Here is a 19,479-nt window from a genome sequence, read left to right as displayed (position 1 = left end):
CCATGCCAAGGTCGTAGGGGCGCCGCATGCGGGGCCCGCTTGGGTTACATTGCTCTAGCCATAGACCGCATCGCGGATCTGCATGGGATATAAACCACTCATTCCCTCAATCGCGGTGTTGGTCAACGCTACCACGCTCAACTGCGCGACCGGATCGTAAAACCAGCTGTGCCCATATACGCCGCCCCACTGCATAGTGCCATTATTCTGCGGCGTGGCTGCCAATGCGGCATCCACCAGCACCGCGCCACCAAAACCAAAGCCCCAACCCGGCCCCTGAATTTCTGCCTGCGCTGCTACATGGGGTTGACGCATCAAGGCAACGGTTTCTGGCTGTAAAACTCCATTGCTACCATTACGCAGCGTCTCCACCAGGCGCAGCACATCGTCAGCGTCGCCAACCATTCCCGCGCCAGCCGAAGGATAAGCATGGCGGTCAAGCGCTCGCGAAGGCGCAAACTCCACGTCAAAACCAAACTCCTCAGGAAGCCTCAGTAGAAAGCCGTCATATATCGCTGCCGGTTGCGGTTCAGCATTGTAATAGGCAGGAGCCAGCTTATCCGCGCTCAACGTATAAAAACCGGTATTCCCCAGCCCTAGCGGTTGGCCAACCCAGCGCTCGAACAGCTGCGGCAAAGGCATATTCGCTACCTGCTCCAACACCGCACCCAATACGTCAATTGCCAGTGAGTAGCTGAATTCGCTCCCGGGTTCAGCCTGCAACGGAGCCTGCGCCAACCGCCGCAGATTTTGCTCCAGCGTTAACGAGGACCTCTCCATGCCGTCGTGGATCCCTAACCGCTGGTAGATCCCACCCGCTGGTTGCTTGAAGCGGTAATCCAGCCCGGCAGTATGGGTTAACAGGTGACGAATGGTGATCGCTGGCCGCCGTCCATCGGGCAACGCCGGGGTAAACCACGGTAGCCAACGGCTAACGGCATCATCCAGACTCAGTAGTTGCTGTTCTACCATGCGCAGCGCCGCCAGCGTGATGTAAGGTTTTGAGACCGAAGATAGCCGGAATTGGCTGTTTCGCTGCATGGGTTGCCGCTGTTCGCGATCGGCATAGCCGCTGGCACCGGCGTAAATCACCGCCCCATGCTGAGCCACCAGCACCACGCTACCCACGATCCGCCCTTCGGCGATCGCCTGCTGATTGACTGCCTCTATCCGTTGTGTCAATGCCTGAGCCATAACTGTGATCCTCTTTAGGTAATCAGGCCAGTCTACGGTGTTGATCATTAAATAAAACAGGCTAAAATTTAATGAATCATTAAGCTGGGATTATCAATAGATGAGCTCACTGCTGCAATTTCTGCCGTTTTTCGACGCCGTTGCCAAATTGGGCAGCTTTACCCAGGCGGCCAATCATCTGGGCGTCACACCGCCTGCGGTGTCACAAAATATCCGCGCGCTAGAGGCCCAGCTGGGAGTACGCCTGTTCAATCGCACCAGCCGTTCAGTCAGGTTAAGCGATGAAGGGCTGGCATTTTATGAAAGAATCGCCCCCGCTATGGGCCAGATTGAGATCGCGGCAGAGAATGTCAGCAGCCAACGTGGTGAGCCAAGCGGCTTATTACGAATTACCTTGCCGCAGTTGGCCGCGTCGATGCTGGTCATGCCCTATCTGCCGGAGTTCCATGCGCGCTATCCTGAACTTAAGCTGGAGCTGTTTACCGACGATCGTTTTGCCGATCTGGTGCTGGATAATTTTGATGCGGGCATCCGCATGCAGCGGATGTTGCAAAAAGATATGGTGGCCGTCCCTATCGACCACGGCCAACAACATGTGGTCGTGGCTTCTCCAGGTTATTTGGCACAACACGGCCAGCCCAAAACGCCACAGGAGTTGCAGCAGCATGACTGCATGCGCTACCGCTTTCCCGGCAGTGGCAAACTGGAACCCTGGTATTTCAGCAACGGCACTGAGCATTTGACGCTGGAGGTCAACGGGCGGCCGATCTTCAATGAAAACCAGCTGCTTAAAGACGCGGCGATAGCGGGATTAGGGCTCACCCAACGCTTTCGGGCCGCCGTACACAAAGAGTTGCAGAGCGGGCAACTGCGAGAGGTTCTGCGGGATTTTAGCCACGTCGCGCCCGGCTTCTTTATCTACTTTCCGGCAGGCCGGCATATGCCGCTCAAGCTGCGCGTCTTTATCGATTTTATGCGGGAAAAACGCGAGCAGCAGATCAGGCCGATCCGCGCTTGAGCTACTGGGTCATTGAAGACCTGGGAGGGATCTTTCACTTTTTGCTTTCAGCGTGGCATCAGAATGCGGTTCACTCATGACATTGCTGATTAAGTATCCAGGCAGAAATAGCACTTAGGGAACCTGGCGAGTAAGCCTGTTGTCCGGCCAGCAGAAATCCGCCCTGCTTCCACCAAGGCCACTGAGAGGATAGCTGGTAGTCAAACCATTCGCTCCGTAAAAGCCCGTGGGTAGCATCAGCGACCCGTCTGATACAGCGAGGTGTTTTGGCCGGTAGCGCTTCGCTCCAGACAGCGATCGTTTCGTGCGGATCGACATTCCGATCGTCCGCCCCCATCAGGATCATTACCGGCGTTTGCATCGCTGAAATATCTTTCCTTGCATCGGCCTGTGAGTTTCGACGCTCAAAGTCCTGCCGGGTACAACGAGAAATACAGGGAGATGCGGCTGCCTCCTGCGTAAACTGCCTGTCAAAAGCGGCGGCTTCACGTTCTTTCGCCTTCACGATATTTTCAGCTGACAGGCCCTCAGATTGCAGACGTTGCCCGGTATAATAAATCCCCTGAGCTCGCCAATTTATCGCCGCCCCCACCAGAATGACAAAGTCGGTTTTTACCTGTTGGCTGGCCTTTGGCACAACCCAACCCGCCTGAGAAAAGCCAAGAAAACCTATATCGCTGTGGTTAAACTCCGATTCCTGTTTCAGTTTTCTCAGAGCAGATGCTGCTTCTTCTGCACGATCTGACAGGGTTTGTGCCAGCCAGTTACCACTGCTGGCCCCAACGCCGGGTTTATCCCATGAATAAACCGCTACTCCTTGGGCAACCAGGAAATTCACCAACGGAATATAGCCGCCTTCAGACCAGCGGTCTTGAGCGCCATCGCCATGAACCAGCAGGACAAGCGGTGGCGATATCTTCCCAGAAGGGAGGATTAATGTGCCTTCCAGAATGTCCTGATGATGCTCAAAGCTGATAGTTCGTTGGTGACCATCATCGGAAAGTTCAAATTCAGATAACCGAATCAGTGAAAAAACGACCAGGAAGCTCACCATGCAGAAACCAAATATCCCATATTTGTTCATAGCCGCTCCCAAATTAAATCTCATACCGCGTCGGTTATATCAAAAATTTCGCTTTAATTTAATCGGCATCAGAGCAAGCCTATTTAGAAACACCTGAGAATTTACAAGACTGGGACAACGGCAAGATTGGAGATATAGCGGCGGATCAGGCCGATCCGCGCTTGATCAGCTCTGGGGACAGGATCACATTCTGCGGGGCCAATGAATCATCGCCAATACGTTGCAACAGCCGCAGGGCAGCACTGCGTCCAACCTCACGAGCCGAGCTGGAGATAAAGGTCAGCGGGGGTTCGGTCAGTTCGGCCTCCGGCACATCGCCAAAACCGATCAGCGCCACCTGTTGACCATAGAAACTGTCCATCCCTTCCGAACCAATACTACGGCCACTGCGCACGATACCAAAATAGGCACCCAACGCCACCGAGGCCTTATGGCACACCAACGCACTGATATTGGGATACTGACGCAACAGGTTTTCGGCAGCTTCAGCCGCTGCCCGTTGATGACAATCGCATTCGACGATCCACTCTGAGCGGAATGGCAGGCCGTATTGCACCAAGGTGGCACAGAATCCCCCCAGGCGTTCGGCGCGGGTGAGTGAATCGCTTTGTCCACCAAGGTAGGCGATCTGGCTATGACCTCGTTTGATCAGAAATTCGGTGGCCATTTTCGCGGCCTGCATATTATCTGGCCGCACCACGTCTACACCTTCCAGCCCATTGGAACGCGCGGCACACACCAGCGGCACCCCCTGAGCTTCGGCTTTCTCTTTCAGCCCTTTCGCGGTTCGTACCCCACCCGCCAGTACCATACCGTCGACGCCGTGCTCCAGAAGCATATCAAAACAGCGCATCAGCCCTTTGCCTTCGCGCCCGCTTTGGGTCAGAAACAGCACTTTGCCATTGGCTTCCAGAACCTCACTCACCCCGGCGGTCATCTCGGCATAAAACGGCTCACAGATATCACGCAGGATCAGCCCTACCACCCCCGATTCGCCACCCCGCAGCGTCGCGGCCTGACGGTTGCGAACATAGCCAAGCTGCTCGATCGCCTGATTCACACGGCTCATGGTGGTGGGAGAAATACGCCCTTTACCGCTCAGCACCAGGGAAACGGTGGTCACGGATACGCCTGCCAACTGTGCGACGTCAGTGATAGTGATCTTTTTGATGGTTATAACCTCTGCAATGCCCTATCAGGGCGAGTTTCACCCTGATAACAAATGGTATACCGAATCTCTCAATGCAGTAAAACGATTTACCCACATAAGTATTGTCACCGCAAAGGACCGTTCATAATTGTGATTAGGGACGCATTTTTACTAGGTAAAACGTTTTATCTTATTTTTACCTAATCAGGTACACACAACATTGCATGCTTTTTCGCCAGGAGTCGTCGGTTATGCCAGCGTCTAAAAAACAAAAAATTACGCTTTGGGAGTTTTTCCAAAGCCTGGGCAAGACATTTATGCTGCCCGTCGCACTGCTTTCATTCTGCGGCATCATGCTGGGGATCGGTAGCTCACTAAGCAGCCGTGACGTGATCACGTTGCTGCCTTTCATTGGTCATCCGGCTTTCCAACTGCTGTTCACCTGGATGAGCAAGATCGGCTCCTTTGCCTTCAGCTTCCTGCCGGTGATGTTCGCCATTGCCATTCCTTTGGGCATGGCGCGTGAGAACAAAGGCGTGGCCGCCTTCTCTGGTTTTGTCGGCTTTGCCGTGCTGAACCTGGCGACCAACTTCTACCTGACCACGTCAGGCGTGCTGCCTACCGTCGATCCGCTGGTGCTGAAAGCCAATAACATCCAGAACATTCTGGGCATTCAGTCTATCGATACCGGTATCCTAGGTGCGGTGATCGTCGGGATCATCGTTTATCTGCTGCACGAGCGTTTCAACACCATCCGCCTGCCGGATGCGCTGGCGTTCTTCGGGGGTACTCGCTTCGTCCCAATCGTCACCACTGTGGTACTGGGCCTGTGCGGCCTGATTATCCCGCTGATCTGGCCTTGGTTCGCTGCAGGTATTAACGGGTTGGGCCGTATGATTAACGGCGCTGGCATGTTTGGGCCGATGATTTTCGGCTCCGGCGAGCGTCTGCTGCTGCCCTTCGGGCTGCACCATATTCTGGTAGCGCTGATCCGCTTTACCGAAGCGGGCGGTACGCTGGACGTTTGTGGCCGTGAAGTCAGCGGTGCCTTGACCATCTTCCAGGCACAGCTCTCTTGTCCAACCACCCACGGCTTTGCCGAAAGCGCTACCCGCTTCCTGTCCCAGGGTAAAATGCCTGCCTTCCTCGGTGGCCTGCCGGGTGCGGCGTTAGCCATGTACCACTGTGCCAAACCGGAGAACCGTCACAAGATCAAAGGGCTGCTGATTTCCGGTGTAGTGGCTTGTGTGGTCGGTGGTACCACCGAGCCGATCGAGTTCCTGTTCCTGTTTGTGGCTCCGTTCCTGTATCTGATCCACGCTATTCTGACCGGTCTGGGCTTCACCGTGATGGCCTTGCTGGGCGTCACTATCGGTAACACCGACGGCAACATTATCGACTTCGTGGTGTTCGGTATCCTGCACGGCACCGCAACCAAGTGGTATCTGGTGCCGTTGGTGGCCGCCATCTGGTTTGTTGCCTACTATGCGATCTTCCGCTTCGCTATCCAGCGCTGGAACATTAAAACGCCGGGCCGTGAGGCGGAAACCACCGCTACACAGAGCGCCCCTGTCGGTGCCGTGGGTAAATCCGGCTATAACGTGCCTGCTATCCTGGCGGCGTTGGGCGGTAAAGAGAATATCGTTTCGCTGGATAACTGCATTACCCGCCTGCGTATGTCAGTTAACGATATGAGCAAGGTGGATGATGCGGTGCTGAAAGCCAACCGGGCTATCGGCGTGGTGCACCTTAATGACCATAACCTGCAAGTGGTGATTGGCCCGCAGGTGCAATCGGTGAAAGATGAGTTAGAATCACTGATGGCCAACGCATAACCTTCCCCCCCGGGCGCAGCCTGCTGCGCCCTTGTTCGGAGTTTCACATGTTTGATTTTTCTACCCCGGTAGATCGTCACGGTACCTGGTGCACCCAGTGGGACTACATCGCCGACCGTTTTGGCACCGCAGATCTGCTGCCTTTCACCATCTCCGATATGGATTTCGCCACCGCCCCCTGCATTCTTGAAGCTCTGCAACAGCGTCTGCAACACGGCGTGTTGGGCTACAGCCGCTGGCAGCATGAAGACTTTCTTGGCGCGGTGCGGCATTGGTATCAACAACGCTTCAATGCCCCCATAGATACGACCAAGGCGGTCTATGGCCCCTCGGTGATTTACATGGTGGCGCAGCTGGTGCGTATCTGGTCGGCTCCGGGGGAATATGTGGTCACCCATACACCAGCCTATGATGCGTTCTATAAGGTGATCCTGGGTAATCAGCGTCAGGTGTTACCTTGCCCGCTGCACAAAGTGGATAACGATTGGCAATGCGATATGGCCCATCTGGAAGCCCTGCTGGCCCGTCCACAAACCAAGATCCTGCTGCTGTGCAGCCCACAGAACCCCACTGGTAAGGTGTGGACACAGCATGAACTGGAGCAGATGGCAGAGCTGTGCGAACGCCATGACGTGAAGGTGATCAGCGATGAGATCCATATGGATATGGTTTGGGGAGAACATCGTCACACTCCATGGAGCCAGGTGGCCACCACCCCGTGGGCGTTGCTGACTTCCGGCTCTAAAACCTTCAACATTCCGGCGCTCACCGGGGCCTATGGCATTATCAGCGATGATAGTGCGCGGGATAGCTACGTTCAGGCACTAAAAAGCCGCGATGGATTATCCTCCCCTGCGGTGCTGGCAGTTGCAGCCCATATTGCCGCCTACCGCCACGGCGAGCCTTGGCTAGACGCCCTGCGCGACTATCTGCAAGATAACCTGACCTACGTGGCCGAACGGCTCAAGCAGGCGTTACCGCAGCTAAACTGGCAGCCACCGCAGGCCACCTATCTGGCGTGGATTGATATACGCCCGTTAGGCATTGACGACCGCGAATTGCAGCAGGTGCTGATCGAACGAGAGAAAGTCGCCATCATGCCAGGCTTTACCTATGGCGAAGAGGGCCGTGGTTTCCTGCGCCTGAACGTCGGCTGCCCGCGCAGCAAGGTTGAGGCCGGGATGGATAAGCTGATCGCCGCGTTGCAATTTGTCCTGGACACAAAATAGGTCATATCGCCAGGGGCATAGTGCCCCTGGTTTTTCATTGAGCGTCAACTCCCCTCAGCATTGTCATGCTACCCGTTAAAACCCGAACCATTGCGATTGACCTGATTTCATCGACTAATGACCCGAGAGCATGTCACGGCTTATCCCTGCCCCATTTTATAGTAAGCCCACTCGCATCCATCCTGTCGGACAACCGCAAACACGATGGATTAGCCTCAATATCTGATGAATGACTGGAGCAATCGATGAAATTAACGCAAATCCGCAATGCTACGCTCGTGCTGGAATATTCCGGTAAAAAATTTCTTATCGACCCGATGCTGGCAGAAAAGGAAGCCTGGGATGGCTTTGCCGGGAATGCTCGCCCGCACCTGCGTAATCCCATGGTTGCTTTGCCTGTGGCCGTAGAGCATTTACTGGCTGTTGATGCCGTTATCCTGACCCACACCCACACCGATCACTGGGATGAGGCGGCACAGCAGGCTGTACCCAAAGACATGCTTATCTACACGCAGGATGAGAACGACGCGGCGCTGATCCGTTCCCAGGGCTTTCGCAACATTCGCGTGCTGCAAGATGAAAATCATTTCGTTGACGGTCTGACTATTTATAAAACGGACGGCCAGCACGGCAGTAACGAATTGTACGCAGATGCCCAATGGGGTGATTTACTGGGTGATGCATGCGGGCTGGTCTTCACTCATCATGATGAAAAAACACTTTATATCGCGGGTGATACCGTCTGGGTTAAACCTTATGTAAGAAGCCTGCAACGCTTCAAGCCGGAGATTGTGGTGCTAAACACCGGCTATGCTGTCAACGACCTTTACGGCCCGATTATCATGGGCAAAGAGGACACGCTGCGCACGCTACAGATGTTGCCGACTGCCACCATCGTGGCGTCTCATATGGAATCGATTAACCATTGCCTTCTTACGCGCGCGGAGTTAAAAGAGTTCACCCTTGAACACAGCATTGATGATCGAGTGCTTATTCCTGTAGACGGTGAAACAATGGCGTTCTGATCAATCACGCCGTCTGATTGAGGGAAGGATGCCATTACGAATCCTTTGGTCAGTCAAAATCAGCATGTTAGCCGTCGGTGATCCGGCGGTTGTCATTTACGGTAAGGTTAACGTTATGTCTACACTGACGGTCGCCGTGATCGCCACGGCCGGATTTAGCCCGTTTCACTTTTCAGTGCCCTGTATTATTTTCGGACAGTCGATGCCGCAGCCGGATTTATTCAGCGTCGAAATCTGTGCTGAACAACCGGGCATCGTTCTGTCTGATATTGGCCTGTCCATCAATGTGGAGCATGGCCTTGAGCGGCTTGATGTCGCAGACATTGTTATCGTGCCCTACTGGCATCATCCTGAAGAAAGACCCTCGCAGGCGCTGCTGGATAAGCTCATAAGCGCATGGCAGCGCGGCGCAGAAGTGGTGGGCCTTTGTCTCGGCGCTTACGTGCTGGCCTATTCCGGTTTGCTTGATCGGCACCGCGCCGCAACGCACTGGGAGTACGAACAGGACTTTATTGAAAGATTTCCCGCCGTGCATCTGGACAGCAACTCGCTGTATACCAGTGATGAACGTCTTATTACCTCTGCCGGCACCGCCGCCGGCATTGACTGCTGCCTGAATATTATCCGTGACCATTACGGAACTGCGGTTGCCAACCGGGTGGCACGAAGAATGGTTGTTCCTCCCTACCGGGAAGGCGGTCAGGCTCAGTTTATTGAACGCCCCATACCGGTATCGACGCGTGACAGCAAAATGAACGAGTTGATGGACTACCTGCGTCGCAATCTGGACAAGCCGCACGATCTCGACTCACTGGCCGGGTTTGTCAGCATGAGCCGGCGAACGTTGACCCGTCATTTTTTCAAGGCAACCGGAACCACGCTGGGAGAATGGCTTAACGCAGAGCGTCTGCAAAGAAGCCAGGAATTGCTGGAAACCACGGACGACAGCATTGAAAGTGTGTCGGACATGGCGGGGTTTCAGTCGCCGATTTCTTTCCGCCAGAGTTTTAAGGCGAGATTCAGCGTCAGCCCAAGCGAATGGCGCCGGGCATTTCGTGGCCCTGCGCCTGTGGATCTGGAAAAGACCTGAGCGCAAGCCATAAAGAACCGTGGCTAAATATAAAACGCATGGGGGAGTCCATCGTCGCTTTATCCTGAACGGCGATCTTGCGATTTAATGTGACAATTATCACTTTTTTATGCAACTCAATAGCTATTTTCATTCGTTTGTTTTTATACTGTTCTGCACTTCACCTATTCAAAAATAATGAGTGCCGCCATGATTGACTCCCGCTTGCCCCTTACTGATATTCACCGTCATCTGGACGGTAACATCCGCGCGCAAACCATTCTTGAACTCGGCCGCCAGTTCAACCTAGCCCTGCCAGCCAACGAGCTGGCTGCCCTGCTTCCCCATGTGCAAATCACCCATACCGAACCCGACCTGATGAGCTTTTTGCAAAAGCTTGACTGGGGAGTCGCGGTGCTGGGCGATCTGGATGCCTGCCGTCGCGTGGCTTATGAAAACGTGGAAGATGCGGCAAATGCCGGGTTGCACTACGCCGAGCTGCGTTTCTCCCCCTACTACATGGCGATGAAGCACCAGTTACCGGTGGCTGGCGTGGTGGAAGCGGTGATTGACGGCATTCGCTCTGGTTGCCGCGACCGCGATATTGACGTACGCCTGATTGGCATCATGAGCCGTACCTTCGGCGAAGCGGCCTGCCTGCAAGAGCTAGACGCCCTACTGACCCATCGCGACGGCATCACCGCGTTGGATCTAGCTGGCGATGAGCTAGGCTTCCCTGGCAGCCTGTTCCTTAGCCATTTCAACCGTGCACGTGACGCTGGCCTGCGCATTACCGTTCATGCCGGTGAAGCCGCTGGTCCAGAAAGCATCTGGCAGGCGATCCGTGAGTTGGGTGCAGAGCGCATTGGGCACGGGGTTAAAGCGGTGGAGGATCCAGCACTGATGGATTATCTGGCGCAGCATGGGATCGGCATTGAGTCGTGCCTGACTTCAAATATTCAAACCAGCACCGTAGCTTCGTTGGCACAACATCCGCTGGCCACCTTCCTGCGCCATGGCGTGGTAGCTTCCCTCAATACCGACGATCCAGCTGTGCAAGGCATTGAGATTGAACACGAATACCGCGTAGCGGCGCCGCAGGCCGGATTAACGCCGCAAGAAATCCGCACCGCCCAGGAAAACGGCCTGAAGATGGCCTTCCTCAGCGAGCAGGAAAAACAGGCGCTACGCGCGAAAGTGCTTGGCTGATCCCTTGCTGCAGGCTCAGCGGCACTGGCCGTTGGGTCTGCTCTCAGGATCTTGTCTTGGCCGTTCTGGATATTTCCATCTCAAAACGCAAAACTCAGTAATCATGAGTTTTCGCTCCATAAGTATCAGACTATAGCCCCAGAATAAAATGTGCTATGGTTGATTTTTGAACTCGTCATTTATCCTCAACAGTATAGACGTCAGAAACTAAAGTTATAAATGGTGCGCATATGGATTTGTACAGATATACGGAAAACTTATCGCTATTTATTGATATTGCCAGAAATGGTTCATTTTCTTCTGTTGCACGCAGGCACGGGGTGAACCCATCCTCGATCATGCGCAAAATAAACAGGCTTGAAGATGTAATGGGGATAAAGTTATTTATCCGTTCGCCCCGTGGTCTAATGCTTACCGATGCCGGAGAGGCCTTATATCTTCGATCAATAAAAATTCTTGATGCTCTCAGTGATATGTATAGTGAAATTGGCTCAATGAATACAGGGCTGAAAGGAATTTTACGTGTTAGCTGTTTGCCTACCTTCGCCAAACTTCATATATTCCCATGGCTAGCTGAGTTCAAGAAAAATTTCCCTGATATTGATCTTGCGCTGGATTTAACTGAACGGTTGACCAATCCATCGATCGAACGGCTTGATGCCGTCATCAGAATTGGCCCCCTAAAAGACAGCGCTCTGTATGCCACGCATATTGCAGACCAGTATTGGATAGCATGTGCAAGCCCGTTTTATCTGCAAAACCATGGTCATCCAAGCGGGCTTGATGAACTTGAAGGGCATCATCTGCTAGATAAATTTCAGGATCCCTATTCGATATGTTGGCGGAGAGTGATCTATCAGGATCCCGAGAGGAAGCATCATATCTATCTACGCTGCAATGATTTTGATGCACTGCGCAATTCGGCTGTCCATGGATTAGGTATTGCATTCCTTCCTAACTGGGTGGTCGGTACTGATATCAACGCAGGACGACTCGTGAAAGTCTTTGATGATCCTCAGCGGCAGACTCAGGAAATCCACCTCTTACGTGCCGAACCAAAAATTTCCCCTAGGTTGACAGTGTTTCTTCAGGCACTACATAAACACCTGGCCAACGAATTGGGGAAACCTTAGAAATAATCCTCATGTTATGAAGAAGGGGGAGACGGTCGACGGAACAAAGACAACATACCTGTGAAGTTTAAGAACATGACGATCAGGGAAGTGATAACGCCAAGCAACGCAATGCCAAACCATCCAAATCGCAGGCTTAGCTCTGCGCCTATACTTGTGCCAAAGGCTCCGCCGAGAAAATAGCAAAACATAAAAACAGTATTGAGCCGACTGCGGGCAGCTTCTGACAATGCCAGAGCGCGTAACTGATTGCCAACCAGGCCTGCACGTCCCCCAACATCTAGAAAAATGACGCTGATGATGAGTGCGGTCAAATAGTGTCCTGACATTGCCAACAGTAAAAAACCGACTATAGCGCAGAGGCTGCCTAAAAAAACAATCGTCTGTGGCGTGTATCTGTCCGCCAAATTACCGATGATCGGTGTCATCAGGATCCCTGCGATTCCAGCAAAACCGAAAGCTCCAACAATATCACTACCGAAATGATAAGGAGGACGAGACAGAAGCAAAGCCAAAGCCCCCCATAGTGCACTGAAAGAGCCAAACAGTAAGGCTCCAGACAGACAGGCTTTGCGTAACTCGCTCTCTTGCCGGAAATAGGTTAAGAGCGATACGATTAACTGCCGGTAAGGCATCGGATTTTTTGATGGGCAGTTATGAGGCAGAAAGCGATAGATTATCGCGATCATTATCGCATTGATGGCCGCTGCTATGATGTACATAGCACGCCATCCCCAGTGCTCGCCAATAACGCCTGAAAGGATACGAGCAAACAGCACTCCAGCCATCAGTCCACTCATCACTATTCCGACAGCCCGCCCCCGCTGTTCTGGGGGCGCCAACAAAGTCGCCATTGGAATAATTATTTGTGCACCTACTGCGGTCATACCAATGGCGATATGACTTATCAGTAGTTGTGCAATATCTTGAGCCATAGCAGCGAACAGTGAGGCAGCGGCATTAATCCCCAGTAAAATACCCAGCAGTCTCCGCCGCACAACGCGATCGCCCAAGGGGACAAAAAAGACCAATCCTGCAGCGTAAGATAACTGAACAACCATCGCAATTGAGCCTACCGTCTTGGCATCTGCGCTGAATTCCCTGGAAAATAACGCCAGTAACGGTTGGTTATAATAAATATTCGCCACAGACAGAGCACACAAACAGGCTAACGAAAAGTAAACCCTTGTATCTATCATAGTAAATTCACCATTATCATTAACTGCTTCAGTAGAATTAAAATGAGCCCTACCTCCCTGGGGGAACAGGCAAGAATTTTTGTTCCTGTAAGTAACCGAGATAACGATCAAGAAGTTCATACTTCAGTGAAGGCAACACATATCTGGCTGATTCGGTGGCCTCCTTGACTTCTTTGTAGCGGAACCTTTCAATTTCCCGGCCAAATCGTAATATTTTGTCGTGTGCGCCTTCAGAACCATAAAGAGGTAGGAACTTGTACAATGCATTTTCATCATTATCCGCTAGCAGCTTACTCTGCCATTCATAAAAAGGTATGATTTTAATATTGTACCCTCTGGCATTCAGCCAGTTTACAATACCATTCCAATGAATTAGCCCATTGTAATTAAAAAGATTTAACACTTCTCCACCTTGACATCTATATTTTAGCTGGCTCATTAAGGCTGCCGTATAGTCGATTGGGGTAAAATTAATTGTTCGTGCAAGTTCAGGTGCATATCCTAATTGAATACAACTTTTTACAAACAACATAAATTGATTATTAGCAAATAGCGCAGCACCAGTTTTGCTGTGGCCGGAGATGTAACCAAGGCGGAATAGGTTGGCTTTGCCCCCTTCATTCTGGAAGCAAGAAAGTAACTTTTCAGCTTCCCACTTTGACAGTAAATACCCCATATCTGAATGCCAAGGTGTGCGATCAGGAAGTTCCTCAACATAAAAACCCTGTGTGTCTTTTTTAGCTGCAGAACCCAATGTTGATACAAAGTTGACTATCTTTGTTTTTCCTGTCCGCGCCATCGAAATAATATCAGCGAGGCTATCAACATTGGCACTCTTGAGGGCTTCATAAGATCTTATGTGATTGACACGAGCAGCAATATGATAGATAACATCAACTTCTTTGCAGAGTTCTTTATAATGCACTTTGTTGATACCAAGAGATGGTTGCGTGATATCTCCTTCTATCATATGGATGTTTTTGGTATAGACCAGTACATCCAAGCTATCAATTGAGAACTTATGGTATGCATCAATCAGTCTCTGCCTTTCATTATTCGGCTGAATATTTCGACATAATATATATATCTTACCAACGGAAACATCGGCAAGTAAATCATGAAGCAAGTAGGCCCCGACAAATCCAGTTGCCCCTGTGATTAATATATTGGTTTTATTTTTCATTTTATCACCCAAATAGTAAATAACCCGTTTTTATTTTATTTACTGGTGACAATAGTGGAATACCATTAAATCAGATAATGGCTTTGCAGATACCGCAAAGCTCATGCAGAGAAAATAAGAGATTTATCCAAAGTCTGAAATCCGTTTGCCAGTTGGGGACGGTACCGATCCCGATATCCACCAGTGCCAAATCCCCGACCGGACAATTCCGTTAAGCCCACAACCCACGGCATGTCAGGGCTGATACGGCAGTACCACCCGGTGACTCTCCTCAATCAAGGCCACAATCTCCGTACGTGGCCCCTCCAACCAAGCTTGGCTGCGGTAGAAATCCTGCAATACCTGTTCCATTTCCGCCATGCCGTCAAACTGCCGCAGCAGGTAATAGGCATCGGGATCGTGTAGCGAGACACCGTACTCCAGCACAGTGATCCCTGCGGCCTTATGCAGCGGCACGCTGTCATGCTGCATGATGTGGTGAAAACGCTCGCCGCTACCCGCTTGTAAACGGTATTGCAAAATCTCGACTACCTTGCTCATGCTACGTCCTTGTTATTTAGTTATGGCTACTTCACGCTGCTGGGCTGTTTTACGCGCATAGCGCTGTGCCAGCACCGCACATACCATCAACTGTACCTGATGGAAAATCATCAACGGTAATACCATCGCCCCAACGGCGGCAGCAGGAAATAGCACGTTGGCCATCGGAATGCCGTTGGCCAGGCTCTTTTTCGAACCACAAAACACGATAGTGATCTCATCAGCGGTATCAAAGCCCAGCCAACGTGCGGCATAGGTGTTGATAACCAGTACCACCGCCAACAGCACCAGCGACATCACCAGGATCGTCAGCAGCGACCAGCCGTCAATGGTGTGCCAAATCCCCTCAACCACCGCCGCGCTGAACGCGGTATAGACCACCAGCAGGATCGAGGAACGGTCGGTGAGGTTAATCAGTTTGCGATGGCGATCGATCCATTTGCCAATCAGCGGACGCGCCAGATGGCCAATAACAAACGGCACCATCAGTTGCAGAATAATCGAGCCAATGGCATGCAGTACGTCAGTATTGCCTCCTTGCGTATGCATCAATGCCCCCACCAGCAGCGGAGACAGGAATACCCCAAGAATGCTGGATGCCGAAGCGCTGCAGATCGCCGCCGCCACGTTCCCTCCTGCTGCGGAGGTGAAGGCGATTGCCGATTGAACCGTGGCAGGCAAAGCACACAGATAGAGGAAACCCAGATAAACGGTGGGCGTCATCAAGCCCGGCACCAGCAGGTTCATCGACAACCCTAACAAGGGGAAGAGCGCAAAGGTACTGAGAAACACCACCAGGTGCAGCTTCCAGTGGCTCATGCCGGCAACGATCGCCTCACGGGAGAGTTTCGCCCCGTGCATGAAGAACAACAAGGCTATCGCGGCGGTAGTTAAATGTTCGAAGAAAGTCTGCCAAATCCCTTCACAGGGTAGCAATGAGGCCAACAGCACCACCATCAGCAGTACCAGTAAAAACTTGTCGATACGTAGACGTTGTAACCAGGACATCCTGCAAAATTCCTTGCTATTTAATACGTAAAAAGGGTTCAGAAGCGCTCTGAACCCTACTGTTGTTATTGATATTAGCTGACCGGTAGCGCTTTGTGCTGTTTGGCCGACTCAATGCCCAGCTCGATCATTTCCATAACCTGTATCGCCTCGCTGGCCGGAACTGGGTTGGTACCGGCACCGGAAATTGCGTCACGAATGGCGGCGTAATAGGCCGGATAATTGCCCGGAATGGTCAATAGCGGCTGTTCGGCCAACATGCCATCACGTGACAACGTCACTACTCCGTCGCGCATGTCGTAACCCCAGTCGGCCTGCGGCAAACGCTCACCGGCTTTCAGGCGGTCTTCCTGCGGATCCAGACCATATTTGATAAAGCTGCCCTGCGTGCCGTGCACAATGTAACGAGCAGTTTCTGCCGCGGCCAGCACCGTGCCATGCAGCACCACACGCCGATGGCCGTAATTGAGCACCGCATGGAAGTAATCTACCGATTGTGAACCCGGGCGTAGCTCGCCGAGATCGACAAAAAGCGTTTGTGGCTTGCCAAACAGCTGCAACGCCTGGTCGATCAGATGCGGCCCCAGATCGTACCAAATACCGCTGCCAGCCCCACCTTGCTCACGCCAGCGCTGGCGGACTTCCGGGCGGAAACGATCGAAATGGGATTCAAAATAGACCACTTCTCCTAACGCGCCGTCTTTTAGCAAGGCTTTTAAGGTCAGGAAATCGCTGTCCCAGCGGCGGTTATGAAACACTGAAAGCAGTTGTCCACTCTGAGCAGCCTGCTGTTGTAGCTGCTGCGCCTGTGACAGTGTCACGGTAAACGGTTTATCCACCACCACATTTTTGCCCGCCGCCATCGCCTGTTGCGCCAGCGGGAAATGGGTATCGTTCGGGGTTGGAATGACAATCAGGTCAATCGAGGGATCGTTAAACAGCGCCTGCGGGTCGCTGACCACCGTCATCATCGGCCAGTCAGCGTGGACTTTACCGGCGTCGCTGCTGGAAACGGCAGCCAACTCCATGCCAGGGGTTCCTGCGATCAGCGGAGCATGAAAGGTCTTGCTGGCGTAACCATAGCCCACCAGGCCAACGCGGATTGTTTCAGACATCTTGTTTCCTCATACAGGGCGATATACGCATCAATTCCAGGCAGATGAAATGCTACGTCCGTGTAAGTTGGGGCAAGAAAGCTACCCCTGAGTGTTGCCGCTAGAAAAATGAAGTAGGGATTGATGCGATTTGACACCATCATGCGGGCTGGAACAAGAGCTAAATGCAAATCGATAATAAACGGGCAATACAACAAAGCGGGCGCTGCACGTGGCGCCCCCAACAACGATCGTATCCGTTGGCCGATTAACGGGATGCGGCAATCAGTGGCCGATCCCGGGAATGGTTCACCGGGTAGTTGATCTCCAGGCTACGGCGGCGAAAATCGCTGGGGCTGACGCCAACTCGCTTACGAAACACCCGGGAAAAATAGAGTTGATCGTCATAGCCAACCACCCGGCCAATGGTGGCAATCGATTCCTGGGTAGTTTGCAGCAGCAATTTGGCGCGGATCACTCGCTGATCTTCACGCCAGCGCAAGATATTTATCCCGACCTGGTCACGGAACAGATGTGCCAGCCGCGATGGCGAAAGACAAACGTGGCGGGCCACCTCATCGATACGCAGCTCCCCTGCCAGATTGCCGGTAATGAACTGGCAAGCCTCAATCACCCGTGGGTCCATAATCTTCTGTGGGCTGAGGGGATCCTCCTCCATCGCGCGCAGCAACAGCCGTTCCAGCAGGTTCATGCCAATTTCTTCGGCAAAACGGCGGCCGGAGCGTTGGGTCTGCTCAATGTTGGCAAACAGACGGTCAAATTCGGTCAGCAACGGGTTGTTGGGCAACGTCAGACGCCCCACCTGATGCGCCTTGCTGTGCCATTCCAGCCAGTCGGCCCAATAGGCCCGCGGGCGGAAATACACCCAACGGTGATACCAGCAGTCACTATCCGGTGATCGGCCATAGTTATGCGCCGCCTTGGGCGGAAACAGCAGGAGATCGCCGGGGTTACAGTAAAACGTTTCCTCACCGTCAAACACCTTGCCCTGGCCTTTAATGGTCAGATTGAGGATGTAGCCCTTCATGCCGCCGGGGCGGTCGATAAAGAAATCCAGCGGCCCGTCCGCCATAATCGGCGTCAGCCCGGCAACCAGGTAGGCGTTAAAGGTGTAACCCGGCAACAGCGGGTTCGGTTGGGGTTCCTGAACCATGCGATGATACATCTGGCCTCCGAATGTGTCGTTTCTTTATCCCAAAACTTGGCAAGATGAGTGGTCTGCTTCCCTCACCCTAACCCTCTCCCACAGGGAGAGGGAACCGATCGAGTTCGTTGATTTTTCTGTGTAATACCTGCCTTTCCTCTTACTACCTACTTACCGAAGCTGCACGGGCCAACCACGCGCTCCGTGCAGCTCCCTCTCCTTTGGGGAGAGGGTTGGGGTGAGGGGAAAATAGAGATTGCTGAATAAACGACAAAACACTATCCACCTATAGCAAGTTTATCCATTCGGCAAAATGCTGCTCATAGCAATCGCAAAATTGTGATGGGTCTTCACGCCCTGCTCTTCGCTTGTTGCTTGTAGCGGTCAAAAATCACCGCGGCCAGTAGGATCACGCCGCGCACCACATACTGCGAGAACGGCGAGATGTTCAGCAGGTTCATGGCGTTCTCCACCGTACCCAGGATCAGGATCCCGGCGATAACGTAGGAAATTTTGCCGATGCCGCCTTTGAGCGAAACGCCCCCCAGCACGCAGGCGGAGATCACGATCAGCTCATAACCGATGGAGGTCATCGGCTGGCCGCTGGTCATACGCGAAGCCAGAATAATGCCCGCAGCGGCAGATACCAGTCCGGAAAGCACAAAGATGATGATCTTGGTACGCACTACCGGCACCCCGGCCAGACGAGCCGCCTCCTCGTTGCCACCGATAGCCAGGGTATTACGGCCAAAGGTGGTTTTATTGAGCAGGAAACCAAACAGGATAAGACAGCCGATAGTGATCCAAATCGGTGCAGGCAGCCCCCACCAGTTGGCATAGCCGAGCGCAAAGAACCGCTCATCTTCGATCCCCACCGCTTTCCCATCGGAAATGATATAGGCCAAGCCGCGGAAGATTTGCATGGTGGCCAACGTGGTGATCAGCGCGTTAATCTTCAGCCGGGCGATCACAAAACCATTGATCAGCCCAGAGAGCACACCTAACAGCAAACCGGCAGCCACGCCGATCCACAGGCTCTCGGTCATGTTGATCACCACCGCCGCGGTGACACCCGCACAGGCGATAACCGACGCCACCGACAGGTCAAAATCACCTGAGGCCAGACAAAACAGCATGCCACACGCCACCATCCCGGACATGGAGATCGCTAGCCCCAGGCCTTTCATATTGATAAAACTGCCAAAATTCGGCACGAACGCAACGCAGGCGACAAACAGCACGGCGAATACCACCAGCATGCCATAGCTGTCCCAGATACGCGCCAACCCAAGGCCACCGCGGTTTTTCACAGAATTGGTTGTCATGCTCGACATCTCTTGCTCC

17 protein-coding genes are annotated in these 19,479 nt (G+C 52.8%); 7 read left to right on the top strand and 10 right to left on the bottom strand.

Annotated elements, in window-relative coordinates:
* Positions 1-54: 54 nt before the first annotated feature.
* Entirely contained in the window at positions 55-1,194 is a 1,140-nt protein-coding gene (locus KGP17_RS12455) for a serine hydrolase domain-containing protein (RefSeq protein WP_371822142.1), read from the bottom strand.
* A gap of 100 nt (positions 1,195-1,294) precedes the next feature.
* On the opposite strand from KGP17_RS12455, the gene KGP17_RS12450 reads away from it, so the two are divergent.
* The gene (locus KGP17_RS12450; protein ID WP_223499459.1) at positions 1,295-2,212 is read left to right on the top strand and encodes a LysR family transcriptional regulator; all 918 of its coding nucleotides are present in this window, start codon (positions 1,295-1,297) and stop codon (positions 2,210-2,212) included.
* 70 nt (positions 2,213-2,282) lie between these two features.
* Here KGP17_RS12450 and KGP17_RS12445 read toward each other — a convergent pair whose 3' ends face one another.
* Positions 2,283-3,296: a S9 family peptidase gene (locus tag KGP17_RS12445; RefSeq protein WP_223499457.1), complete on the bottom strand. Its 1,014-nt coding sequence runs from the start codon at positions 3,294-3,296 to the stop codon at positions 2,283-2,285.
* Positions 3,297-3,441: 145 nt separating this feature from the next.
* Positions 3,442-4,473 (bottom strand): Mal regulon transcriptional regulator MalI, encoded by a 1,032-nt coding sequence (locus tag KGP17_RS12440; RefSeq protein WP_037374777.1) that lies wholly within the window; start codon positions 4,471-4,473, stop codon positions 3,442-3,444.
* Positions 4,474-4,697: 224 nt separating this feature from the next.
* Between KGP17_RS12440 and malX the strand changes: the two genes are divergently transcribed.
* The 6 genes from malX (at position 4,698) to KGP17_RS12410 (ending at position 11,946) form a co-directional block, all read left to right on the top strand.
* A complete protein-coding gene (gene malX, locus KGP17_RS12435; protein ID WP_021178042.1) occupies positions 4,698-6,281 on the top strand; it encodes a maltose/glucose-specific PTS transporter subunit IIBC in 1,584 nt (527 codons plus the stop codon).
* 47 nt (positions 6,282-6,328) lie between these two features.
* Positions 6,329-7,510: a MalY/PatB family protein gene (locus KGP17_RS12430; protein WP_115158463.1), complete on the top strand. Its 1,182-nt coding sequence runs from the start codon at positions 6,329-6,331 to the stop codon at positions 7,508-7,510.
* A gap of 245 nt (positions 7,511-7,755) precedes the next feature.
* The gene (locus KGP17_RS12425) at positions 7,756-8,535 is read left to right on the top strand and encodes an MBL fold metallo-hydrolase (RefSeq protein WP_223499455.1); all 780 of its coding nucleotides are present in this window, start codon (positions 7,756-7,758) and stop codon (positions 8,533-8,535) included.
* A 115-nt stretch (positions 8,536-8,650) separates the two neighbouring features.
* Positions 8,651-9,625: a GlxA family transcriptional regulator gene (locus tag KGP17_RS12420; RefSeq protein WP_021804508.1), complete on the top strand. Its 975-nt coding sequence runs from the start codon at positions 8,651-8,653 to the stop codon at positions 9,623-9,625.
* A gap of 189 nt (positions 9,626-9,814) precedes the next feature.
* Positions 9,815-10,813: an adenosine deaminase gene (gene add, locus KGP17_RS12415; protein ID WP_021804509.1), complete on the top strand. Its 999-nt coding sequence runs from the start codon at positions 9,815-9,817 to the stop codon at positions 10,811-10,813.
* A 230-nt stretch (positions 10,814-11,043) separates the two neighbouring features.
* Positions 11,044-11,946 carry a LysR family transcriptional regulator gene (locus tag KGP17_RS12410; RefSeq protein WP_179251518.1) on the top strand — a complete coding sequence of 301 codons (903 nt, stop codon included), beginning with the start codon at positions 11,044-11,046 and terminating at the stop codon, positions 11,944-11,946.
* A gap of 14 nt (positions 11,947-11,960) precedes the next feature.
* Here KGP17_RS12410 and KGP17_RS12405 read toward each other — a convergent pair whose 3' ends face one another.
* From KGP17_RS12405 to araH, 7 genes are all read right to left on the bottom strand, one after another.
* The gene (locus KGP17_RS12405; RefSeq protein ID WP_245398324.1) at positions 11,961-13,094 is read right to left on the bottom strand and encodes an MFS transporter; all 1,134 of its coding nucleotides are present in this window, start codon (positions 13,092-13,094) and stop codon (positions 11,961-11,963) included.
* Positions 13,095-13,194: 100 nt separating this feature from the next.
* A complete protein-coding gene (locus KGP17_RS12400; protein ID WP_223499453.1) occupies positions 13,195-14,328 on the bottom strand; it encodes a thioester reductase domain-containing protein in 1,134 nt (377 codons plus the stop codon).
* 234 nt (positions 14,329-14,562) lie between these two features.
* A complete protein-coding gene (locus tag KGP17_RS12395; RefSeq protein ID WP_223499452.1) occupies positions 14,563-14,868 on the bottom strand; it encodes an NIPSNAP family protein in 306 nt (101 codons plus the stop codon).
* 12 nt (positions 14,869-14,880) lie between these two features.
* The gene (locus KGP17_RS12390) at positions 14,881-15,876 is read right to left on the bottom strand and encodes a bile acid:sodium symporter family protein (RefSeq protein WP_223499451.1); all 996 of its coding nucleotides are present in this window, start codon (positions 15,874-15,876) and stop codon (positions 14,881-14,883) included.
* Positions 15,877-15,950: 74 nt separating this feature from the next.
* Positions 15,951-16,991, bottom strand: coding sequence for an oxidoreductase (locus tag KGP17_RS12385; RefSeq protein ID WP_209523590.1), 1,041 nt, complete (start codon positions 16,989-16,991; stop codon positions 15,951-15,953).
* Between the two features lie 247 nt (positions 16,992-17,238).
* Positions 17,239-18,156, bottom strand: coding sequence for an arabinose operon transcriptional regulator AraC (araC, locus tag KGP17_RS12380; RefSeq protein ID WP_059200735.1), 918 nt, complete (start codon positions 18,154-18,156; stop codon positions 17,239-17,241).
* Positions 18,157-18,485: 329 nt separating this feature from the next.
* On the bottom strand, positions 18,486-19,469 hold the full coding sequence (gene araH, locus KGP17_RS12375) for an L-arabinose ABC transporter permease AraH (RefSeq protein ID WP_021178049.1): 984 nt from the start codon (positions 19,467-19,469) through the stop codon (positions 18,486-18,488).
* Positions 19,470-19,479: the final 10 nt, after the last annotated feature.

This window comes from Serratia sp. JSRIV001, assembly GCF_019968745.1.
GTDB lineage: Bacteria > Pseudomonadota > Gammaproteobacteria > Enterobacterales > Enterobacteriaceae > Chania > Chania fonticola_B.
The sequence above is the reverse complement of the archived record's forward strand: the minus strand, read 5'-3'. Positions and strand labels throughout refer to the sequence as shown.

Excerpts from the sequence above, each read along its gene's own strand:
- add (WP_021804509.1), top strand. The coding sequence starts at position 9,815 with ATGATTGACTCCCGCTTGCCCCTTACTGATATTCACCGTCATCTGGAC.
- araH (WP_021178049.1), bottom strand. The coding sequence starts at position 19,469 with ATGTCGAGCATGACAACCAATTCTGTGAAAAACCGCGGTGGCCTTGGG.
- KGP17_RS12395 (WP_223499452.1), bottom strand. The coding sequence starts at position 14,868 with ATGAGCAAGGTAGTCGAGATTTTGCAATACCGTTTACAAGCGGGTAGC.
- malX (WP_021178042.1), top strand. The coding sequence starts at position 4,698 with ATGCCAGCGTCTAAAAAACAAAAAATTACGCTTTGGGAGTTTTTCCAA.
- KGP17_RS12420 (WP_021804508.1), top strand. The coding sequence starts at position 8,651 with ATGTCTACACTGACGGTCGCCGTGATCGCCACGGCCGGATTTAGCCCG.
- KGP17_RS12390 (WP_223499451.1), bottom strand. The coding sequence starts at position 15,876 with ATGTCCTGGTTACAACGTCTACGTATCGACAAGTTTTTACTGGTACTG.
- KGP17_RS12455 (WP_371822142.1), bottom strand. The coding sequence starts at position 1,194 with ATGGCTCAGGCATTGACACAACGGATAGAGGCAGTCAATCAGCAGGCG.
- KGP17_RS12410 (WP_179251518.1), top strand. The coding sequence starts at position 11,044 with ATGGATTTGTACAGATATACGGAAAACTTATCGCTATTTATTGATATT.
- KGP17_RS12385 (WP_209523590.1), bottom strand. The coding sequence starts at position 16,991 with ATGTCTGAAACAATCCGCGTTGGCCTGGTGGGCTATGGTTACGCCAGC.
- KGP17_RS12430 (WP_115158463.1), top strand. The coding sequence starts at position 6,329 with ATGTTTGATTTTTCTACCCCGGTAGATCGTCACGGTACCTGGTGCACC.
- KGP17_RS12445 (WP_223499457.1), bottom strand. The coding sequence starts at position 3,296 with ATGAACAAATATGGGATATTTGGTTTCTGCATGGTGAGCTTCCTGGTC.
- KGP17_RS12450 (WP_223499459.1), top strand. The coding sequence starts at position 1,295 with ATGAGCTCACTGCTGCAATTTCTGCCGTTTTTCGACGCCGTTGCCAAA.
- araC (WP_059200735.1), bottom strand. The coding sequence starts at position 18,156 with ATGTATCATCGCATGGTTCAGGAACCCCAACCGAACCCGCTGTTGCCG.
- KGP17_RS12400 (WP_223499453.1), bottom strand. The coding sequence starts at position 14,328 with ATGAAAAATAAAACCAATATATTAATCACAGGGGCAACTGGATTTGTC.
- KGP17_RS12425 (WP_223499455.1), top strand. The coding sequence starts at position 7,756 with ATGAAATTAACGCAAATCCGCAATGCTACGCTCGTGCTGGAATATTCC.